We start from the raw sequence: 19,882 nt of genomic DNA, 5'->3' as shown, positions 1-19,882 counted from the left end.
AATATAATGCAGCGTTCAAAGATTGCCGGTATTGGCTACTATGTGCCCAAAAATGTTTATTCTAATGACGATTTATCTCGTTTTATGGATACAAACGATGAATGGATACAGGAGCGTACCGGAATAAAAGAACGTCGTTTTGCGGATAGACTTGAAGAAACAACTACAACGATGGGTGTTGAGGCTGCCAAAATTGCTATCGAACGTGCTGGCATTACTGCACAGGATGTTGACTTCATCATTTTTGCCACACTTAGTCCTGATTATTATTTTCCCGGTTGCGGGGTTCTGCTGCAGCGCGAAATGAAAATGAAAGAAATAGGTGCCCTTGATATCCGAAATCAATGTTCAGGATTTGTTTATGCACTATCTGTAGCAGATCAGTTTATAAAAACAGGCATGTATAAGAACATACTTGTTGTGGGTAGTGAGAAACATTCGTTTGCGATGGATTTTGAAACAAGGAGCAGAAATGTTTCTGTTATATTTGGGGACGGGGCAGGGGCAGTTGTTTTACAACCTACCCAGAAAGAGAACCAGGGTATATTAAGCACACATTTACATAGCGATGGTGCTGATGCAGAGATTTTGGCAATGTATTATCCTGGCGCTTCGGCAAATAAATGGCTTAAGGATAAGCCCGGATATCCTGATCAGGAACTTGGGGGGTTATTCATGACCGCAGAACAGTTGGAAAGTGGTGCCGCATTGCCTTATATGGATGGGCCTGCTGTATTTAAAAAAGCAGTGGTAAAATTCCCGGAAGTAATAAAAGAAGCTTTAAACGCCAACAATCTTACAGAGAAAGATATTGATATGTTGGTTCCTCACCAAGCTAACCTAAGAATAAGCCAATATGTACAGCAATTACTGGGCTTAAGTGACGACAAGGTATTTAATAATATTCAGAAATACGGAAATACCACAGCAGCCTCAGTTCCCATTGCACTCTGTGAGGCATGGGAAGAGGGTAAGATTAAAGATGGAGATCTTGTTTGTCTTGCGGCTTTTGGTTCTGGTTTTACCTGGGCAAGTGCTTTAATCAGGTGGTAAGGCTTAATAGGCGCTAGCTTCCCTTTGCTGATCTTGTCATTTGTTCAAAGGCATCCCACATCTCATTCGGAATGGCTTCGAGACCATTAAACTGACCAGCCCCTTGTAACCACTCGCCGCCATCAATGGTAATTACTTCTCCGTTAATGTAGCCTGCGAAGTCACTGATTAGAAATGCCGCTAAATTAGCGAGTTCCTGATGTTCGCCTACGCGTTTCAAAGGAACCCTGTTCTTGAAATCGAACTTCTCTGCCAGATCGCCGGGCAATAACCGTTCCCATGCACCTTTAGTAGGAAAGGGGCCAGGGGCAATGGCATTTGTTCGGATACCATACTTGCCCCATTCAACAGCTAAAGAGCGTGTCATGGCCAGCACACCGCCTTTAGCGCACGCAGAAGGCACTACGTATGCAGAGCCTGTAAAAGCATAGGTGGTAACAATGTTTAAAACACTTGCGGTTTGTTTTTCTTTTATCCAATGTTTGCCAAAAGCAAGGGTACAGTTTACAGAGCCCTTTAAAACAATATCTATTATCGAAGAAAAAGCATTAGCTGACAAGCGTTCAGTTGGTGAAATGAAATTACCAGCGGCATTGTTAAGCAGTGCATCAACTTTCCCAAAGGTTTTTAATGTCTCGGTCAACACATGCTCAACCTGTTCATATTCCCTGACGTCGCAAGCTAGCGCGAGGACTTTTCCGCCAGTTTCTTTCTCCATTTCTAAAGCTGTTTGCTGAAGCACATCAAGCTTACGGCTTGTGATCACCAGGTTTGCTCCTAATTTCAGAAAATAGGTTCCCATGGCTTTCCCTAAACCGGTACCACCACCCGTAACTACAATTGTTTTTCCTTTTAAGGCATCGTCTCTTAACATTGGCTGATTGAACATGGCTTATTTCTTTTGCAGGTTATCTATAATTGTTTTTAAAATGCTACGGGTTGCGGGGGCCCACCACTGTTTTAGCATTACTTGCAATGCTTCACTTTGATCTGCACTGGTTGCTGTAATTAAATCTTTTCTGATGTTGAGCTTACTCTGTTCCCAGGTATTACGCTCCATAGCCATGTATTTTCTGATCTTTCTCTCGGCAGCTGTGAGGATACTGGCTGGATTTACAATCTCGTCGACCAGACCAACCTGCAATGCCTCTTCAGGGGTAAATAGTTTCCCTTCTAAAAGACTTCTGGTAGCATTAGCCTGTCCAATCCAGAATGAGTACAGCTTAAAAATGCTGTTAGGTACAATTATGCCTACCGGAACTTCATTTAGCCCGATAATGTATTTGCCTTCGGCCATTATTCTATAATCGCAAGCCAGGGCTATAACGCATCCGCCGGCAGGGCTGTGTCCGTTTATGGCAGCAATTAGTGGTTTTTTAAATGCAGTTATAGTTGCTGTAAAATTCAGAAACAGATGCCAGAATGATTCAGCTTCTTCTTCTGAATAGTTGTATAATTCTATAAGGTCTAACCCGGCAGAGAAAAAATGTTCTTTGCCGGTGATAATTACACCAGCAATATTGGGATCACCCGCTATGTTTATGAGTATGTCATTTAATTCAGTAATCATTTCACGGTTAAGTGCGTTAGATTTACCTCTATCGAGCGTGATAATGCTTAAGTGATCTTTTATGGTGACTCTAATTGTATTCATTTATATTTATTTTACTTCATAGGTGTAAACTGTACGTGCTAAATTTCCAAGCATATCCATGCCCTCTATAACGATTCTGTAGGTTCCGGGTTCATCTGAATTGAAATAGTTGAAGGCTGCTTTTCCACTTTCATTTGTGACAATATTAGGATTCCAGTAAATGGTCGTCCTGTAATCTGGTCTGTTATCAGGAGCATCGTATTTTGGTGAATAGAATTCTCTTGGTGTATAATATCCTTTGGGCGAGAAAGGAATGATGCCTGGTGTAAACGTAGATGCGCTGGAATAGCCGCCTCCGCGTTTAGTGGTAATGACTAATACACCGCCACCTCCACGACTACCATAAATTGCAGTGTTGCCAGCAGATTTTAATACTTCAATCGTCTCAATATCCATTGGGTTAATATTATCCAGAAAATCGCCTTCCATTTGCATACCATCTAAAACTATTGACATTGGTGTGCCGTTGTTTCTCATTAAATATGGAGTTCCATTTCTAATAATCAAGCCAGCAACACGACCCTGTAAACACTGCGACAATGTAGTGCAGTATTGAAGCTGGTCTGTCGTTATAATAGCATCGGCGTTACCGGCACCATTTAGATTTGAGGAATTTTTAGCTGGATTTTTTTTCTCTACAATATTCACCTCTTTTAACAAAATTGTACGTTCCAGTATTCCGCGTTTAGTTAGATCGTCAAAATAGTTTTCACTTTGTTTCAGATATCCTGATAAGGCCTCATTAACATTCACCTCTATGTCGCCGGTATTTTTATTTTTAGTAACTATCTGTCCTGATACAACATCAAGAACTATATCTACACTCTTTTTGTTTTTTGCGGTTCTTGCCTGTACAATGAATTTAGTACTGTCATTAAAGATCAGGTTGTCGAAATTGAAACGTCCTTGTGCATCAGATAATGTATCAATTGCGAACAATCCTCCAGAGGAGGAGAAAAGTGATACCTTGGAGTTTGGTAAAGGTTTGCCGCCATAACTTGTAACTACTCCGCTGATTTTTAATGATTTTTCTGGTTCATAGCGAATATTTGGACCTGCATTATTAATTATATTTTTCCATAATATTCTTCTCCATCCCTGGGTTATCATTAGGTTATCTAAATCCTGTTGTGTTTTTTGATCATCATGTAAAAAGTAGTAGTTAGGTTTTTCTATGTAACCAATAAGATCTGAAGTAAGCAGCAGGGTCGTAAAAATGTTGCTTTCATTTTCTTCGTCAGGCTTTACTGATGTAGTATTGGTAACAGCTATAGAAAAACTTGCCTGCGCAGGCTTTTCCGCAAAATCTGCCTGAAGATTTACGTTAACTTTTTCCTTCCTTGCATAGCTTTCTTTAGCGGTTGAAACCTTTGTTGTTATCTTGTCCTTAACATTATTTACAAAAACAAGGCGCTCTGCAACGGGAGTGTTCCGAGCAGAGAATAAGGTGAGCTGAATTATGCCTGATGGCAAATCTTTTTTAGGAATTGAGGTGGTTATAATTTGTTTTTGAGAAGCGGCTTTGGATATGAAATAAACATTTCCATTGTTTTGTGCAACTAGTTTTAACTCACCATTTCCTATTAGATCGGGACTCAATAAAACTTTAGCAACAACATTTTCCGTATTGCTGTTTACCGTAATGATATAACCACTTGGTAATACTCGGGGTAGATTTATAGTGCTTTCAGACCCGTCTTTATATTTTACTTTAGCAGCATAAGTTCTTCCAGGCTGTGGATTGAGTATAAAACTACCTATTCCTAAGTGTTGTGTGCTAAATTGAGTAACTTCCTGACCATCGTTATCTATTATTGATCCTTTTACATCTTCGCCCAATCCAGAAGCATTTACGGCTTTGATTCCAATTTTATTAGGTAGGCTTTCTACTAGGTTTCCGCTTTCGGGGAAGAACTGGACATCTATTGCATTTGATGTTGCTTTAACGGGAATTTCTTTGATCATCTTTTTCTTATCTGGAAGAGTCAGCGTAGCTATAATTTTTCCGGATTTGTACAAAGATGGCTGAGTATTTAAAAAACTGATGTTTACCTCTCCCTGATCATTGGTTACTGCTTTTCCTTTTGCCAGGCTTCTGAAGTTTAACTGAACCTCGTATGAGACATCACTTTGTGCATATGGAACACCTTTTTTATCTGTAAACCTGATGTTGGCATCTACTTTTTCTGCGGTATTTTGCTTGCTAAAAGCATAGCTGGTGTTTGTGTAAACATTATTAGCCCATGAATTGCCAATTTTTATGGTTTTATCGAAAAAGAATTCTGTTCCCGCATTCTTCATCCATTGGGTATATGCCCTTATTCGATAGTTCCCTTCCGTAAAAGAATCAGGAAGTTTAAAGTCGCCCCAGGTAAATCCCGAAATCACAGGCAACTTAATCTGCTTTTTAACGGAATCTTTTTCGCTGATCAATTCAACATATAGTGCATTGCTGATTGTTGATGGTTTTCCTGTTTGAGCATTTACAACGTAAGCCTTAAACCAAATGTCATCGCCGATGGCATAAAAGGGTTTATCAAGATGCAAGTGCACTTTTTCCTGAGGATACTTTTCAATATATGCCTCCAGTTTCTTTATCAATGCACTAAACGGATCGTCATCCGCTTTGTAAGCAAAAGTTATAAGTATCCCAAAGCATAGTAACAAAGGCAGAATTAGCTTACGTTTCATAAATAAGAACCTTAACAAATAAAGCCTCAATATACGAAATATTAACTTTAGAACTTATTCTTCCACATCATGCTTTCTACAGGTTTTGTGGTTTTGTTGTTGTATTTAGCGTTAGTTTTGGTGTTATACATTGTTTGAATATCGCCTTGAACCATAAAGTAAATTAATTGGCCAATTGGCATTCCGGCATATATTCTTACAGGTTGTGCGCATGAAATTTCTAATGTCCATGTATTGCAAAAACCAACATCACCTTTACCCGCGGTTGCATGGATATCTATTCCCAATCTACCGGTGCTTGATTTTCCTTCAAGAAAGGGAATATGGGCATGGGTTTCTGTATATTCTAAAGTAACACCTAGATACAGTGTGCCTGGATGTAGCACATATCCTTCTTTTGGAATTTCGAAATGATCTATTTTATTGTGTGCTTTTGCATCAAGAACCCTGTCTTTGTAAGTAGCCAGATACTTGCCCAAATGAACATCGTATGAGTTTGTGCCAAGGCATTCGGGGTTAAAAGGCTCTATTATAATGGTTCCCTTATCTATTTCTTCCAGTATTCGTTTGTCGGACAGTATCATTTTATCTAGTATTTGGACGAAATTATGATTAATTTAAGATACTTTTGCATAGTTTTCTAAAATAGAGATGCCTGTAGTTTTTAATAAAAATATTGACGAGGATACCATACTTGCTGTATGGAAAATCGAAGAAACTGAAGAGCAGCTGATTTCGGGTTTACAACTGAAGCAGCATGAGCTTGATGTGATTTCATCGTTAAATAATGGAAAGCGGTTGCTTCATTGGCTAAGCACAAGGGTGCTATTAAGAACAATGCTTAATACTTCAGAATATATCGACTGCCGCATGGATGAGCACGGTAAGCCATATCTTCCTAACCTCGGATACCATATTTCTTTAAGTCATTCTTACGATTACGCGTCGGTAATTGTTGGTAAGAAGAAGAAGGTGGGGGTTGATATTGAACTTATTAAACACAAAATAAAGAGCATAAGGAATAAGTTTCTGTCTGACTCGGAACTTGCTCAAAAACAAATTGGTGATAACACTAATGGATTATATGTGTGCTGGTGTGCAAAAGAAGCTATCTATAAATGGAATGGGAGAAAGGGACTGGAGTTTAAACGAGACATTCATATCAAGCCCTTTAAGCTTAAAGATGAAGGAAGTCTTAAGGCTCTTGTTGATCTTCCTGAAGGAGCTTTGGAGCTTACTGTGCACTATTTTAAAACTAACGATGGCTATATGTTAGGTTACGTGGTAGCTTAACTTTTCATAAAATGAATAAGAAAGTTGAATTTATAGACTGGTGTCTTGTTGATTATCAGGATGCCTGGGATAAACAGGAAGTTTTGTTCAATCAAAGCGTGGCTTTGAAAACACAAAACCGAACAAATAACACAAATCTGGAGACCCCTAATTTTTTGGTGTTTTGTGAGCATCCTCATGTATATACCTTAGGGAAAAGTGGTCACCCGGAAAACTTGTTGCTTAATGAACAAGGTTTATTAGAAAAAGAGGCAAAATATTATAAAATTAACCGTGGTGGTGATATAACATATCATGGGCCAGGGCAAATAGTGGGTTATCCAATTCTTGATCTGGATAATTTTTTTACTGATATCCACCTTTATTTAAGAACACTTGAAGAAGCGGTTATTTTAACCTTGAATGATTACGGGATTATATCTGGTCGGTATCCAGGCTATACAGGAGTATGGCTGGACGCTGATAATGAGAGAGCACGTAAAATATGTGCATTGGGTGTAAGGTGCAGCAGGTGGGTAACCATGCATGGCTTTGCGTTCAATGTAAATACAGATCTTAACTACTTTAAAAATATTGTTCCTTGTGGGATAGACGATAAGGATGTAACCTCGATACAACGTGAATTAGGCTATCCGCTAGATATGGAAGAGGTTAAAGGTAAGCTGAAAAATCATATTGCCAGTCTGTTTGGCATGCAGCTGATCTGATTCATCTTGAAAAAGGGATTTGAAATTTTGATTTTTTGACATAAAGATTATCTTTATATAAATTAAAACTCAAAAACCTATGGACTACAATTCAGAGTACTCTTCAGCAGCCGCCGCCGGATTGGGCGCCGGAACCGTTTTCTTTTGTTTAATCGTGCTAGTTATTGTCTATGCCGGATTATGGAAAACCTTCGTTAAAGCCGGAAAACCAGGATGGGCGGCTATAATACCAATTTACAATTTAATTGTCCTTATCGAAATTGTTGGTAAACCGACAATATGGATACTTTGGTTATTAATACCATGTGTAAATATTGTATTTAGTGTTTGGCTAATGAATCTGCTAAGTAAAAGTTTCGGAAAAACAGAAGGCTTTACCGTCGGACTTATTATTTTGCCAATTGTGTTCTATCCTATATTAGGCTTTGGTGATGCTAAGTATTTAGGCCCATCTGCTGCAGAAGCACAAAATGGTTTTAATAATCCAAACAACCCTTTTGGTAATAATAATCCGTTCAACGATCCATTTAACAAACCACCTACCACCCCTGGAATTTAATTGTTAGTGTTTATAACATATATCTTATCCGCCTGGTCTTCTTTCTTAGACAAGGCGGATATTTTTTTGCTGCCATGTCCGTTTAAGTATCTCTTTAAAATCGACTGTCCGGGATGTGGATTTCAACGCTCACTAATATTTCTCCTAAAAGGGGATTGGGAAAAGAGTTTTGATATGTATCCACCAACGGTTCCTCTTCTCATTACTTTTATTGTAGGGTTATCGGCAAACTACTGGTTCGGCAAAAGAAGTGATAAGCTCATTAAAACACTATATCTTATTACGGGGTCAATTATATTAGTCAGTTACGTTTATAAAATGTGGATACCTCATCCGCACTAGTAAAATTTCTCAAATCCGTATCTCTTGTTATTCCGTAAATGTCGAATATGAGATATTCGATGGTAATTCTATCATTATTACTGATATTAGCCTGTAAGAAAGGAGAGGTAAAGTCGATGGTTAATGATAGCACTACAAACACGGTTGTGAACCCGTTAAATTATCTTGCGCTTGGCGATTCCTATACCATAGGAGAGTCAGTAGAACGTTATGAGAATTTCCCAAACCAGCTTGCAAATGACCTTACAAAAAAGGGCCTTATAATAAACTCCCCGATCATAGTTGCGAGGACGGGTTGGACAACCAGCGAATTGAAATCTGGAATCAAAGACTCTGGGGTACCTGAGCATAAATTTGATATTGTTACTTTACTAATAGGGGTAAATAATCAATATAGAGGTGAATCAAAAGATGTTTACCGTAAGGAATTTAAAGAGCTCCTGCAAATCGCTATTAATTTCACAAAAGACAAAAAATCGCATGTTTTTGTGATATCAATTCCCGATTGGGGAGCTACACCGCATGGCCAGCAAAGCGGACGTGACCCACAAGTCATTGCTAAGGAAATAGATGCTTTTAATGTAATAAACAAAGAAGAGACATTGGCCGCGGGTTTGAATTATTCCAACATTACACCATTTTCCAGATTAGCACTGTCAGACAAAACCTTGGTTGCCGGAGATGGCCTGCATCCCTCAGGAAAGATGTATGCCGGATGGGTTGCGAATGTTGCTCCGTTAGTATTGACGAATTTGAAATAATTATTAACTAATCTGTCTTTGAAGTAATATGTCTGTAGTCTTTAATTACCGTTTTTAAGAATTCTAATTCGTTCATTCCCACTGGCACTTTAATGGCAAGATGTGTTGAGATTCTTGCTGACATTGCATAAATTAAATCAGCATTATTTGTTCTGTAAAAAGTACTGATAACTTCATGGATTAGCTCTGCATCTCTATCTGTAAGCTGATCAGCATAGGCAAAAACGGGGGTATATTCTTCTTCTACCGGATGAAAAGCAATGTGGTTAAAGCCAGTACGGGCAACTGTTTTTATGAGTGTGGTGCCGGCTACTATATCGCCAATTCTTTGCTTGTTTTCTGTTATAGCCACACAAATTAATCCGCCTACCTGAGCGGTTAGTGTAAAATCTACGAGTCTAAACAACCAGCGGATAAAATACTGACCTAAACTTGCCTGGCCTCCGTTTAAGCTAATCACTTTTATCTTTAGTAACTTTTTGCCGATACTTTGTCCGTTCATAAAGATCTCAGAAATAAGGTCATAAAAAACAAAGCAAGCACCATAAATTGACCATATGGAAATGACAAGGATTTTTGACTGTGCAGAGCCTGTAAGTGCAGTTAATACCATAAGCAGAATTGCTACGACGATAAAAGCGCCCAAATCAATCAACCTTGCAGCCACCCGTTCTCCCAATCCTGCAACCGGATAGTCTATAGCCACATGCTGACTTGTGTTTACCTGTATTGTTTCCATATAAACTCAAACTTAGATAAAATTTAAAACAAAGAAATGTTCAGGAGAATTAAAATAATGATAGTGAATTTTTCTTGTAAAAATCTTTTTTATGCTATTTTACATGAAAATTAGAGCCCTCACAAAACCTATGAGAGAATCGTTGTTTGTTAAGCAGAATTCCAGTAAATGGAAATCCTATGAACAAATGAGTGCAGCCACACCAGATGAGCTGGCTGATAGGTTTGTTGACATTACCAATGATCTGGCTTACGCCAAAACATTTTATCCAAAATCAAAAACAACAGAATATTTAAACGGAATTGCTGCATTGCTGCATCAATCTATTTATAAGAATAAAAAAGAGGACACCAATACGTTCATTGAATTCTGGAAATTTGAGTTACCTATCCTTTTTTATACCTATCGCAGGCAGTTGCTGTATGCACTAATATTTTTTGTAATCTCAAGCTTAATAGGAATTCTGTCTGCAAAATATGATGATTCTTTCTTAAGGTTAATACTTGGAGATGGGTATGTAAATATGACCAATGAGAACATTGCTAAGGGAGATCCATTTGGCGTTTATAAAAAGCAAGGTGAGTTCAGCATGTTTTTTATGATTGCTGCCAACAATATCTATGTGTCTTTATTGATGTTTGTAAGTGGAATATTCTTCTCGATTGGGCCTGTATTCTTTATCTTAAGAAATGGAATAATGCTTGGCTCATTCGAATATTATTTCTTTAGTAAAGGTTTGGGACTGGAATCTATATTGGTAATATGGATTCATGGGACTTTGGAAATATCTGCCATCATAATTGCCGGTGGTGCAGGTTTGGTTTTAGGGCATGGCTTATTGTTTCCTAAAACATATACACGCCTTCAGGCATTTATAAAAAGTGCAAAAGACGGAACTAAAATAGCTTTGGGAATATTACCTATAATTGTGGTGGCAGCAATATTTGAAAGTTTTGTTACCAGGCATACCGATATGCCGATTTGGTTAAGTGTTTCCATTCTTGGAGGCTCATTTTTATTTATGGTTTGGTATGTAGTATTGTATCCTGCCCAACTTATTAAACGCACTCAAAATATAAACAATGTCTGATAAATTAGAATTTAGAAAGCTCAGAGAGTTTGGTGAGATCATTAATGATATGTTCCAGTTCATAAAACAGAACTTTAAGCCATTAATGAAAACCTATATTTATTTATGCGGCTTCTTTGTACTTGCCGGAATGTTAGCGGCAATAATGTATCAGGTTGGCTTACAAAAGATCAATTTCGGCTACGGTGGCAATCAGGCAAACGCCAACCCTTTCAACAGGTTTGGTCAGTTGTTCTCATTCAATTATTTCGTTGTGATCATATTTTCATTACTCAATTATACTGCAATAACTGTTTCAACCTTAAGCTTTATTGCATTATACGTTCAAAAAGGAAACCAGGCGCCAACTGTGGAAGAAGTTTGGTCATATTTCAAATATTATTTCCTTAGGGTATTTGGGAGTAGTATTGCTGTGTGTATTTTTCTTATTATTTGCCTTCTATTCTGTGGCTTGCCGTTTTTTTATGTGTTTCCGGCGATGTCTCTTTTTTATTCCATAATGGTGGTAGAGAATGGAAGCTTTGAATATTCATTTAGCAGATCTTTCAAACTCTTAAAAGATCAATGGTGGGTAACCGCAGGAGCAATATTTGTTATATGGATAATTACCTATGCATGCATGTCTATGGCCTCTATGCCAGCTATAATACTTACTATGGTTTCTGCATTTACCAAAGCATCCGGTGGTATGAGTACTTTTATCATTGTTATTTCTACAGTTATTCAATATGTATGTCAGGTGTTTATGATCTTGCCTGTTATAGGTGTTACACTCTGTTATTTTAATCTGGTAGAACGTTTGGATAATACCGGATTATTGGAAAGGATAAATCAACTTGGAAAGTCCGAAACGAATTTAAATTCTACCCCTGAGGATTATTAGCATGCGTTTACTGCTCTTCATTTTTCTTTTTTTTGGAATGCTACAGGTTCAGGCTAATGTAGAAAAGCAGGATTCTGTTGCACAAAAAACAGTCGTCAGACTGGATACGACTAAGGTTGATCTGCGTGGGTTCGATAAAAGTAAACTGGAAGCACATAGTAAAGAAACAGACTTCATTTATGATGATGTCCCTGCGCCAAATCTTAGCTTTTGGGACAGGTTTTGGCGATGGTTTTGGCGCTTGATAGGCCAAGCACTAAGTAACAAGGTGTCTGGTGGTTTAATAAAATACTTAGCAATTATTGCACTGGTTGGATTGGTAGTTTTCATTGTCTTAAAAATAATTGGTGCAGATCTGAAAATATTTTCCCGTAAGTCTCAAATAGTGGAGGTGCCCTATAATGAGTCTGATGATAACATCCATGAAATTAATTTTAATGAGGAGATAGAAAAGGCTATAGGGAATGCTAATTATAGATTGGCTGTCAGACTTTTGTATTTGCGGACACTTAAAAAACTGAGCGATAAAGACCTGATTCACTGGCTCCCTGAAAAAACAAATCAAACGTATATCAGCGAGATTAATGATTCCGATAAGAAGAAAGAATTCAGCAAGCTTACTCATCAATTTGAATATGTTTGGTACGGCGAGTTTTTTATTGACAAAGAGAATTTCAATGCCATTAAAGACACTTTTGAACGGTTTAATTTACATAGCTCATGAAGGGATTAAGAAGATATCTTATTGTGAGTGCCGTGCTTTTGGTTGGTTATCTGGTTGCCCAGTATTATAAACCCAAGCCAACAAACTGGACCCCCAGCTATTTAAAAGAAGATAAGATCCCCTATGGCACGTACATTCTGTTTCATGAAATACATGATTTATTTCCCAAAAGAGATGTGAGAATAATCCGAGATCCAATATATAATATTTTAAAGGATAAAAAGTTTAATAATACCAACTACCTTTTTATTTCTCATTCTATGGAACTTGATAAGCTGGATTTTAAAGAACTTATCAGCTTTGTAAATGAGGGAAACAATGCTTTTTTTGCCGCCTTTGATTTTGGTAAAATTTTAAGTGATACACTTAAGTTTGATATAGGATCGTCGTATAACTATTCGACAGAAAAATCTACCGGAATTAATTTCACCAATCCAAAGTTGAAAACGAAATACAATTATGCCTTCGGAAAGCAAATTGCCGAACAGTATTTTAGTAAAATCGATACTTCCAGGGTAATGGTATTGGGTAAAAATGCTAATGGGAAGCCAAACTTTATTAAATACAGTTTTGGTAAAGGAAATATATACATTTTACCAAATCCTCAACTATTTACCAATTACAGCCTGATAAATCCTTTAGGCGCGGATTATGCAGCAAAGGCCCTATCATACCTTCCCAGCTCTGCAAGTTTAATGTGGGACGAACACAATACACGAGGTAATATCGATGATTCAGCCGTTTTAAGAGTGATTTTTAGAAATCAATCACTGCGATGGGCATACTATATTGCATTGGTAGGATTGATCATCTTTGTTTTGTTTGAAATGAAGCGCAGACAGCGGATAATTCCTGTAATAGAACCCTTAAAAAACTCATCCTTAGATTTTGTTAAGGTTGTTGGAAAAGTATACTATCAGCAACGGGACAATGGAGATATTGCAAGAAAAAAGGTAAGCTATTTTCTTGAGCATATTCGAAGTACCTATAACCTTAAAACAACATCACTGAATAAAGAATTGGAAGAAGCTTTAAATATCAGATCAGGAGTGCCCCAAGAAACGATTAGCCAACTGTTTAGCATTGTAAATGTGATAAATAACAATCAGTTTGTTGGTGATAACTCACTGATCAACCTTAATAAACTAATTGAAAGATTTTATAAACAAGCTCAATAAACTATGGAACCGGAAATTTTTAATGAAAGAACCGACTTAACTGAACTTAATCAGGCTGTTGATCAGATAAGACAAACACTGAGCAGTATTATTATTGGGCAAAAGGAAACAATAGATTTTCTAATTGCAGCCCTACTTGCCGATGGCCATATTTTGCTCGAAGGTGTCCCTGGTGTGGCTAAAACATTAAGTGCTAAACTTGTTGCCAAAAGCATTGATGCTTCATTTTCACGAATTCAGTTCACTCCTGATTTAATGCCTTCCGATGTATTGGGGACATCTGTATTTGACCCCAGATCTTCGTCGTTTGAATATAGAAAAGGGCCTATATTTGGACATATCATATTGGTTGATGAAATTAATCGCGCTCCTGCAAAAACTCAGTCAGCTTTGTTTGAAGTGATGGAAGAACGACAAATAACTGTAGATGGACATACCTATCAAATGGATGAGCCTTTTATGGTGCTGGCTACCCAAAATCCAATAGAACAGGAAGGGACTTATAGATTGCCCGAAGCCCAGCTAGATAGATTCTTATTTAAGATCGAAGTTAAATACCCTACACTGGAAGAAGAGATAATTATCCTTCAAAATCAACATCAGCAAAAGCTTGAGGTAGAGATAAACGCAGTTAAAGCGGTTCTAAGTATCGATAAGATCAAGAAATGCAGGGCAATAATTAAGGCCTTGCATGTTGAACCTAAACTAATAGAATATGCAGCAAGGATAACTCATGAAACAAGGAATAATAAATCACTTTACCTGGGCGCTTCACCCCGGGCATCTTTAGCAATGATCAATAGCGCTAAAGCCATTGCAGCAATGCAGGGTCGTGATTTTGTTACGCCAGAGGATATCATAAAAGTGGCGGTACCTGTTCTTGCACACAGAATTATGCTAACACCAGATAAGGAAATGGAAGGACTTACTCCTGCTGATATAGTTGGTCAAATTATTCAAAAATTAGAAATTCCAAGGTAATACCAAAGCTGTTGAAGAACTTTTTTAAGACATATTATAAAGACCTGTTTTTAGGTAAAAGGCTGTTTGCAGGAATTGGGCTTTGCGCTACTTTGTTCCTGTTTTCTTTCTTTTTGCCATGGCTTGGGGATATCCCATTTATTGCTTTTTGGACGCTGATAGCATTGGTTATTATTGATATGCTCATGCTTTATCGACAGGATAGGAGCTTCTTTTTAAGACGGGATCTTCCCGAAAGATTAAGTAACGGCGATGAAAATGAAATCAATATTTATATCGAGAGCTTTTATCCTTTTGCAACTAAAGTTGGTATTATTGATGAAATTCCTTTACAATTTCAGAAGAGAGACATCTGGTTTACCAGTAATTTAAAACCCCGTGAACACAAAACAATTAATTATACTTTAAGGCCTACCAAAAGGGGCGAATATGTATTTGGATTGGTTCGTTTGTATGTTAGTTCGCCGCTAAGCTTAATAGTAAGGAGGTTTAACTTTGGAGAAGAAACAACAGTGCCAGTTTATCCTTCCTTTTTGCAATTAAGAAGATACGAATTAATGGCGATATCAAACAGACTGAATGAAATTGGGATTAAAAAAATAAGAAGAATAGGTCATAGCCTGGAGTTTGATCAGGTAAAGAGTTATGTGCAGGGCGATGATTATAGAACTGTTAACTGGAAAGCGACAGCCCGGAAAGGAGAGTTGATGGTGAATTCCTTTACAGATGAAAAAGCTCAACATGTCTATTGTGTGATTGATAAATCGAGAATCATGAAAATGCCTTTTGAGGGATTGAGCTTATTGGATTATGCAATTAATGCAAGTTTAATTCTTTCTAACGTGGCTTTGTTAAAGGAAGATAAAGCGGGCTTAATAACCATAGCTGAAAAGACCGGAAGTATTGTGCCAGCAGATAGAAAACCTGCTCAGCTTGGTAAGATTATGAGCGTTTTGTATAAAGAAAAAACAAGATATCTCGAAACCAACATGGAGGCCCTTTATACAAGCATCCGAAGCGTTTTAAAGCAGCGTAGTTTGTTAGTTTTCTTTACAAATTTCGAAAGCATGTCGGCATTAAACAGACAACTGCCATTTTTAAAGCGTATTGCTAAATTCCATTTGCTGCTTATTGTGTTTTTTGAAAACACCGAACTGAAATCTCTTACCGAAGAGGAAGTAAAAGACGTAGAAGGGATTTACATTAAAACCATTGCCAGCAAATTTGCTTATGAGAAAAAGCTAGTCGTAAAGGAACTTGCCAAACATGGAATCTTAAGCATTCTTACCCCACCAGAAAAACTGACCATAAATGTAATCAACAGATATCTTTCTATTAAAGCCCAACAGAAAATCTAATAAGACTTTAGCACTCAGGCAAACTTATTGGAATATTGGTGGCCAAACCGCCATCAGATGTCTCTTTATATTTCGAATTCATATCTAAAGCAGTTTCCCACATCGTATTAACTACGGCGTCTAAACTTACCTTGGCTTTGTCCGGGTTACTTTGCAATGCAAGCTGACTTGCTGTAATTGCTTTAATAGCGCCCATAGTATTCCTTTCTATACAAGGTATTTGAACTAAACCGCCAATAGGGTCACAGGTAAGGCCTAAGTGATGCTCCATGGCTATTTCAGCAGCCATTAAAACCTGTCTCTGAGAGCCTCCTAAACACTCAGTGAGCGCAGCTGCTGCCATTGCTGAAGACACTCCGATTTCGGCCTGACATCCGCCCATAGCAGCAGATATTGTAGCTCCCTTTTTGAAGATACTGCCTACTTCAGACGCACAGGCAATGAACTGTGTAATTTTTTCTTCATCAAATCCATCACAAAATGTTATAAAGTATTGTAATACCGCTGGTATAACTCCAGCCGCGCCATTGGTTGGGGCCGTTACCACCCTGCCAAATGAAGCATTTTCTTCATTAACAGCCAGGGCAAAACAGCTCACCCAGTCAAGCGTGTAATTAAATCCATTTCCGCCTGCTCTAATGGCCATTATCCAACTTTCATAGTTAGTGTACACACTATTGCCCATCAGCTTTTTATTAAGCGCTGCGGCCCTTCTGGCCACGTTTAGCCCTCCCGGCAAAAAACCTGAGGTATGACACCCTCTGTAAATGCAATCCTTCATTACATTGAAGTGCTGCAAAATTCCTGTTTTTGTTGCAGCTTCTGTCCGCCAGGCCAGTTCATTTTCCATTACTACCTCAGAAACTTTAAGTCCTGTAGTAAGGCACCAGTGTAACAGATCTCCAGCTTTTTCAATAGGGAAAGGTAAATCAACCTGCTCTCTTTCTTTACCATCCTCTCCTTCTTTAACTACAAAACCACCGCCAATAGAGTAATAGGTCTCGGATATTGCTTTTTCCGTTTTTAGAAACGCTTGAAAAGTAACCGCATTTGGGTGAAATGGAAGGCTTTCAAAAAGGAGAAATATCAGATCCTCATCATAGTTGAATTCAATTGGTTTTTCTCCTGCCAGAATTAGTGACTGCTCTTTTTTGATAGATTCAATAGTACACTCAATCGAGTTTACATCAAATGTTACTGGATCTGCACCTGCCAGTCCCAATAATATGGCAACATCAGTTCCATGTCCTTTACCAGTTTTTGCTAAGGATCCGTAAAGCAAAATCTTTATTTGCTCAACCTCACCTAATAAATTTTGCTGTTTTAACGAAGCTGTGAATTGCTGTGCTGCTCGCCACGGACCAAGGGTGTGTGAACTTGAAGGTCCAATTCCTATCTTAAAAATATCAAATACTGAGATCTGTTCTCTTTGCATAATGCAAAGCTAAAACTTAAAAATCAAATGCTATGATATTTCTATCCTGAAGCATACGGTCTACAAATCTTTTGTGGTTTTTGGGGCTCCCTATGGCTATCCATGTTCCACTGATGATGCCATTAGCGAGTTCCTGCTTGCCCCGGGTAAGCTTTAATTTAGAGGTCTTGATGTCTTCTTCATATTTCTCCAGACTTTCATTTTCAAATCTTTTTACGATTCTGTAAACTCTTTTAGTAAAGCGGCGTTCTACCATATCTTCTAAAAAGGGAAAAGTAAGTAAAGCCAATAGAACAACCAATGTTACACCTATTGCCTGTTCATAATATCCAGAACCAATAGCCATTCCAATTGCGGCTACAATCCATATTACACAAGCTGTAGTTAAGCCTTTAACCTGATTGTCTTCTTTAAAAATAACACCTGCACCCAAAAAGCCTATGCCAGTAACAATATTGGAGGCAATACGATCATGGCTACTTAAACCAATTTTTATAGACAGAATGGTGAATAATGTAGAACCAAGACCAATCATGATCATGGTTTTTAGTCCAGCCTGTTTGCTTCTGAACTCTCGCTCCGCACCAATTAAACCACATAGTAGTGTTGCCAGTAAAAATTTGTTCACTTCACTAAGCGTAAGGAAATGACCGTTCTCTAAAAAATTCTCCATCATGTTTTAACTACCTAAATATAACAAAGATTTAAAACAAAAAGACCCGCTGATAACAGCGGGTCTTTTTTTATATGTGTAGGCAAATAATGATTACATCATTCCACCCATACCACCACCACCCATAGGAGGCATAGCACCACCTGCAGGAGCTTCTTCCGGATCATCAGCTAAAACAACCTCAGTTGTTAATAACATAGCCGCAATAGAAGCTGCATTTTCTAATGCTACACGACCAACTTTAGTTGGATCGATAACACCAGCTGCAATTAGGTTCTCATATACATCAGTACGGGCATTGTAACCGAAGTCAGCTTTACCTTCTTTAACTTTTTGTACAACGATAGACCCTTCGATACCAGCATTCTGGCAAATCTGACGTAAAGGCTCTTCAATGGCACGACGAATGATCTGGATACCAGTAGTTTCGTCATCATTTGAACCTTTCATGCCTTCTAACGCCTCGATAGCACGGATGAAAGCAACACCACCGCCAGCCACGATACCTTCTTCAACCGCTGCGCGGGTTGCATGTAAAGCATCATCAACACGGTCTTTTTTCTCTTTCATTTCAACTTCAGAAGCTGCACCTACGTAAAGAACTGCAACACCGCCAGCTAATTTAGCCAAACGCTCTTGTAATTTCTCTTTGTCATAATCAGATGTAGTAGTCTCAATTTGAGCTTTGATCTGGTTAACACGAGCTTTGATGTCTTCAGACTGACCAGCACCATTGATGATTGTAGTGTTGTCTTTGTCAACAACAACTTTCTCAGCAGTACCCAAATAAGTAAGGTCAGCATTCTCTAATTTATAACCTCTTTCTTCAGAGATAACAGTACCGCCAGTTAAAATAGCGATGTCTTCTAACATTGCTTTTCTTCTGTCGCCAAAACCTGGCGCTTTAACAGCAACAACTTTCAGAGATCCACGGATTTTGTTAACTACTAAAGTAGCTAAAGCTTCACCGTCTAAATCTTCAGCGATGATCAATAGCGGTTTACCAGTTTGAACTTGTTTTTCTAATACAGGCAACAATTCTTTCATGTTGCTGATTTTTTTGTCGTAGATCAAAATGTAAGGGTTTTCTAATTCCGCTTCCATTTTGTCAGCATTAGTTACAAAATATGGAGATAAGTAACCACGGTCAAATTGCATACCTTCAACTGTTTTTACTTCAGTTTCAGTACCTTTTGCTTCTTCAACAGTAATAACGCCATCTTTACCAACTTTGCCCATAGCCTCAGCGATCAATGCACCAATTACTTCGTCATTGTTAGCAGAGATAGACGCAACTTGTTTGATTTTGTTGTTGTCTTCACCTACAGTTTGCGATTGAGCTTTTAAGTTCTCAACAATTGCAGTAACTGCTTTATCGATACCACGTTTTAAGTCCATTGGATTTGCACCAGCAGCTACGTTTTTAATACCTGCAGTTACAATTGCCTGAGCTAACACAGTTGCAGTTGTCGTTCCGTCACCCGCAATATCAGCAGTTTTAGAAGCTACTTCTTTAACCATTTGAGCACCCATATTTTCAATTGGGTCTTTCAATTCAATTTCTTTAGCTACTGTAACACCATCTTTAGTGATAGCAGGTGAGCCAAATTTTTTGTCAATGATTACGTTACGACCTTTTGGGCCTAAAGTTACTTTTACAGCATTAGCCAAAATGTCAACACCTCTTTTCAGGGAGTCGCGGGCTTCTACATTATATTTTACTTGTTTTGCCATTTTATTTTTTTTGATTCTTGTTTAAGC

The 19,882-nt window shown here is 38.0% G+C and carries 20 protein-coding genes; 12 read left to right on the top strand and 8 right to left on the bottom strand.

All coding sequences use genetic code 11. The features are described 5' to 3' along the window. The first annotated feature begins 6 nt into the window (after nucleotides 1-6). Nucleotides 7-1,053 carry a 3-oxoacyl-ACP synthase III family protein gene (locus HQN86_RS15375; protein ID WP_172661798.1) on the top strand — a complete coding sequence of 349 codons (1,047 nt, stop codon included), beginning with the start codon at nucleotides 7-9 and terminating at the stop codon, nucleotides 1,051-1,053. Between the two features lie 13 nt (nucleotides 1,054-1,066). Here HQN86_RS15375 and HQN86_RS15370 read toward each other — a convergent pair whose 3' ends face one another. From HQN86_RS15370 to dcd, 4 genes are read right to left on the bottom strand one after another with little or no spacing between them, the layout of a single operon-like run. Next, nucleotides 1,067-1,942: an SDR family oxidoreductase gene (locus HQN86_RS15370; RefSeq protein ID WP_172661797.1), complete on the bottom strand. Its 876-nt coding sequence runs from the start codon at nucleotides 1,940-1,942 to the stop codon at nucleotides 1,067-1,069. A gap of 3 nt (nucleotides 1,943-1,945) precedes the next feature. Next, nucleotides 1,946-2,707: an enoyl-CoA hydratase/isomerase family protein gene (locus tag HQN86_RS15365; RefSeq protein ID WP_172661796.1), complete on the bottom strand. Its 762-nt coding sequence runs from the start codon at nucleotides 2,705-2,707 to the stop codon at nucleotides 1,946-1,948. Nucleotides 2,708-2,713: 6 nt separating this feature from the next. Further along, complete coding sequence (locus HQN86_RS15360; protein ID WP_172661795.1) at nucleotides 2,714-5,398, bottom strand: carboxypeptidase-like regulatory domain-containing protein; 2,685 nt, start codon at nucleotides 5,396-5,398, stop codon at nucleotides 2,714-2,716. A gap of 47 nt (nucleotides 5,399-5,445) precedes the next feature. Continuing rightward, complete coding sequence (gene dcd, locus HQN86_RS15355) at nucleotides 5,446-5,982, bottom strand: dCTP deaminase (protein WP_048907807.1); 537 nt, start codon at nucleotides 5,980-5,982, stop codon at nucleotides 5,446-5,448. 67 nt (nucleotides 5,983-6,049) lie between these two features. On the opposite strand from dcd, the gene HQN86_RS15350 reads away from it, so the two are divergent. The 5 genes from HQN86_RS15350 (at nucleotide 6,050) to HQN86_RS15330 (ending at nucleotide 9,060) form a co-directional block, all read left to right on the top strand. Beyond that, the gene (locus tag HQN86_RS15350; protein WP_172661794.1) at nucleotides 6,050-6,691 is read left to right on the top strand and encodes a 4'-phosphopantetheinyl transferase family protein; all 642 of its coding nucleotides are present in this window, start codon (nucleotides 6,050-6,052) and stop codon (nucleotides 6,689-6,691) included. Between the two features lie 11 nt (nucleotides 6,692-6,702). Further along, on the top strand, nucleotides 6,703-7,398 hold the full coding sequence (gene lipB, locus HQN86_RS15345) for a lipoyl(octanoyl) transferase LipB (RefSeq protein ID WP_172661793.1): 696 nt from the start codon (nucleotides 6,703-6,705) through the stop codon (nucleotides 7,396-7,398). A 79-nt stretch (nucleotides 7,399-7,477) separates the two neighbouring features. Next, complete coding sequence (locus tag HQN86_RS15340; protein ID WP_048907804.1) at nucleotides 7,478-7,957, top strand: DUF5684 domain-containing protein; 480 nt, start codon at nucleotides 7,478-7,480, stop codon at nucleotides 7,955-7,957. 6 nt (nucleotides 7,958-7,963) lie between these two features. Beyond that, nucleotides 7,964-8,299, top strand: coding sequence for a DUF2752 domain-containing protein (locus HQN86_RS15335; RefSeq protein WP_172661792.1), 336 nt, complete (start codon nucleotides 7,964-7,966; stop codon nucleotides 8,297-8,299). 47 nt (nucleotides 8,300-8,346) lie between these two features. Then, nucleotides 8,347-9,060 carry a GDSL-type esterase/lipase family protein gene (locus HQN86_RS15330; protein WP_172661791.1) on the top strand — a complete coding sequence of 238 codons (714 nt, stop codon included), beginning with the start codon at nucleotides 8,347-8,349 and terminating at the stop codon, nucleotides 9,058-9,060. A gap of 7 nt (nucleotides 9,061-9,067) precedes the next feature. On the opposite strand, the gene HQN86_RS15325 is transcribed toward HQN86_RS15330, so the two are convergent. Further along, nucleotides 9,068-9,799: an RDD family protein gene (locus HQN86_RS15325; RefSeq protein WP_172661790.1), complete on the bottom strand. Its 732-nt coding sequence runs from the start codon at nucleotides 9,797-9,799 to the stop codon at nucleotides 9,068-9,070. A gap of 130 nt (nucleotides 9,800-9,929) precedes the next feature. Here HQN86_RS15325 and HQN86_RS15320 point away from each other — a divergent pair, with 130 nt between their 5' ends. The 6 genes from HQN86_RS15320 to HQN86_RS15295 are packed head-to-tail and all read left to right on the top strand — an operon-like array spanning nucleotide 9,930 to nucleotide 16,013. Continuing rightward, nucleotides 9,930-10,889: a stage II sporulation protein M gene (locus HQN86_RS15320; RefSeq protein ID WP_172661789.1), complete on the top strand. Its 960-nt coding sequence runs from the start codon at nucleotides 9,930-9,932 to the stop codon at nucleotides 10,887-10,889. Next, nucleotides 10,882-11,772, top strand: coding sequence for a hypothetical protein (locus HQN86_RS15315; RefSeq protein ID WP_172661788.1), 891 nt, complete (start codon nucleotides 10,882-10,884; stop codon nucleotides 11,770-11,772). Before HQN86_RS15320 ends, HQN86_RS15315 begins: the two co-directional genes overlap by 8 nt. Before the next feature lies 1 nt (nucleotide 11,773). Beyond that, entirely contained in the window at nucleotides 11,774-12,496 is a 723-nt protein-coding gene (locus HQN86_RS15310; protein ID WP_172661787.1) for a DUF4129 domain-containing protein, read from the top strand. Continuing rightward, the gene (locus tag HQN86_RS15305) at nucleotides 12,493-13,674 is read left to right on the top strand and encodes a DUF4350 domain-containing protein (protein WP_172661785.1); all 1,182 of its coding nucleotides are present in this window, start codon (nucleotides 12,493-12,495) and stop codon (nucleotides 13,672-13,674) included. The genes HQN86_RS15310 and HQN86_RS15305 overlap by 4 nt, the downstream gene beginning before the upstream one ends. 3 nt (nucleotides 13,675-13,677) lie before the next feature. Continuing rightward, nucleotides 13,678-14,655, top strand: coding sequence for an AAA family ATPase (locus tag HQN86_RS15300; protein WP_172661784.1), 978 nt, complete (start codon nucleotides 13,678-13,680; stop codon nucleotides 14,653-14,655). Between the two features lie 11 nt (nucleotides 14,656-14,666). Then, complete coding sequence (locus HQN86_RS15295; RefSeq protein WP_172661782.1) at nucleotides 14,667-16,013, top strand: DUF58 domain-containing protein; 1,347 nt, start codon at nucleotides 14,667-14,669, stop codon at nucleotides 16,011-16,013. A gap of 7 nt (nucleotides 16,014-16,020) precedes the next feature. Here HQN86_RS15295 and HQN86_RS15290 read toward each other — a convergent pair whose 3' ends face one another. The 3 genes from HQN86_RS15290 to groL all read right to left on the bottom strand — a co-directional run bounded on the left by HQN86_RS15290 (nucleotide 16,021) and on the right by groL (nucleotide 19,855). Beyond that, entirely contained in the window at nucleotides 16,021-17,448 is a 1,428-nt protein-coding gene (locus HQN86_RS15290) for an L-serine ammonia-lyase (protein ID WP_172661780.1), read from the bottom strand. A 16-nt stretch (nucleotides 17,449-17,464) separates the two neighbouring features. Beyond that, nucleotides 17,465-18,124 carry an MgtC/SapB family protein gene (locus HQN86_RS15285; protein ID WP_246269625.1) on the bottom strand — a complete coding sequence of 220 codons (660 nt, stop codon included), beginning with the start codon at nucleotides 18,122-18,124 and terminating at the stop codon, nucleotides 17,465-17,467. A 90-nt stretch (nucleotides 18,125-18,214) separates the two neighbouring features. Beyond that, entirely contained in the window at nucleotides 18,215-19,855 is a 1,641-nt protein-coding gene (gene groL, locus HQN86_RS15280; protein WP_048907795.1) for a chaperonin GroEL, read from the bottom strand. Nucleotides 19,856-19,882 lie beyond the last annotated feature (27 nt).

It is taken from the genome of Pedobacter panaciterrae (assembly GCF_013204795.1).
Taxonomy (GTDB): domain Bacteria; phylum Bacteroidota; class Bacteroidia; order Sphingobacteriales; family Sphingobacteriaceae; genus Pedobacter; species Pedobacter panaciterrae.
Note: the sequence above shows the minus strand (reverse complement) of the source record. Positions and strands in the feature narration are given on the sequence as shown.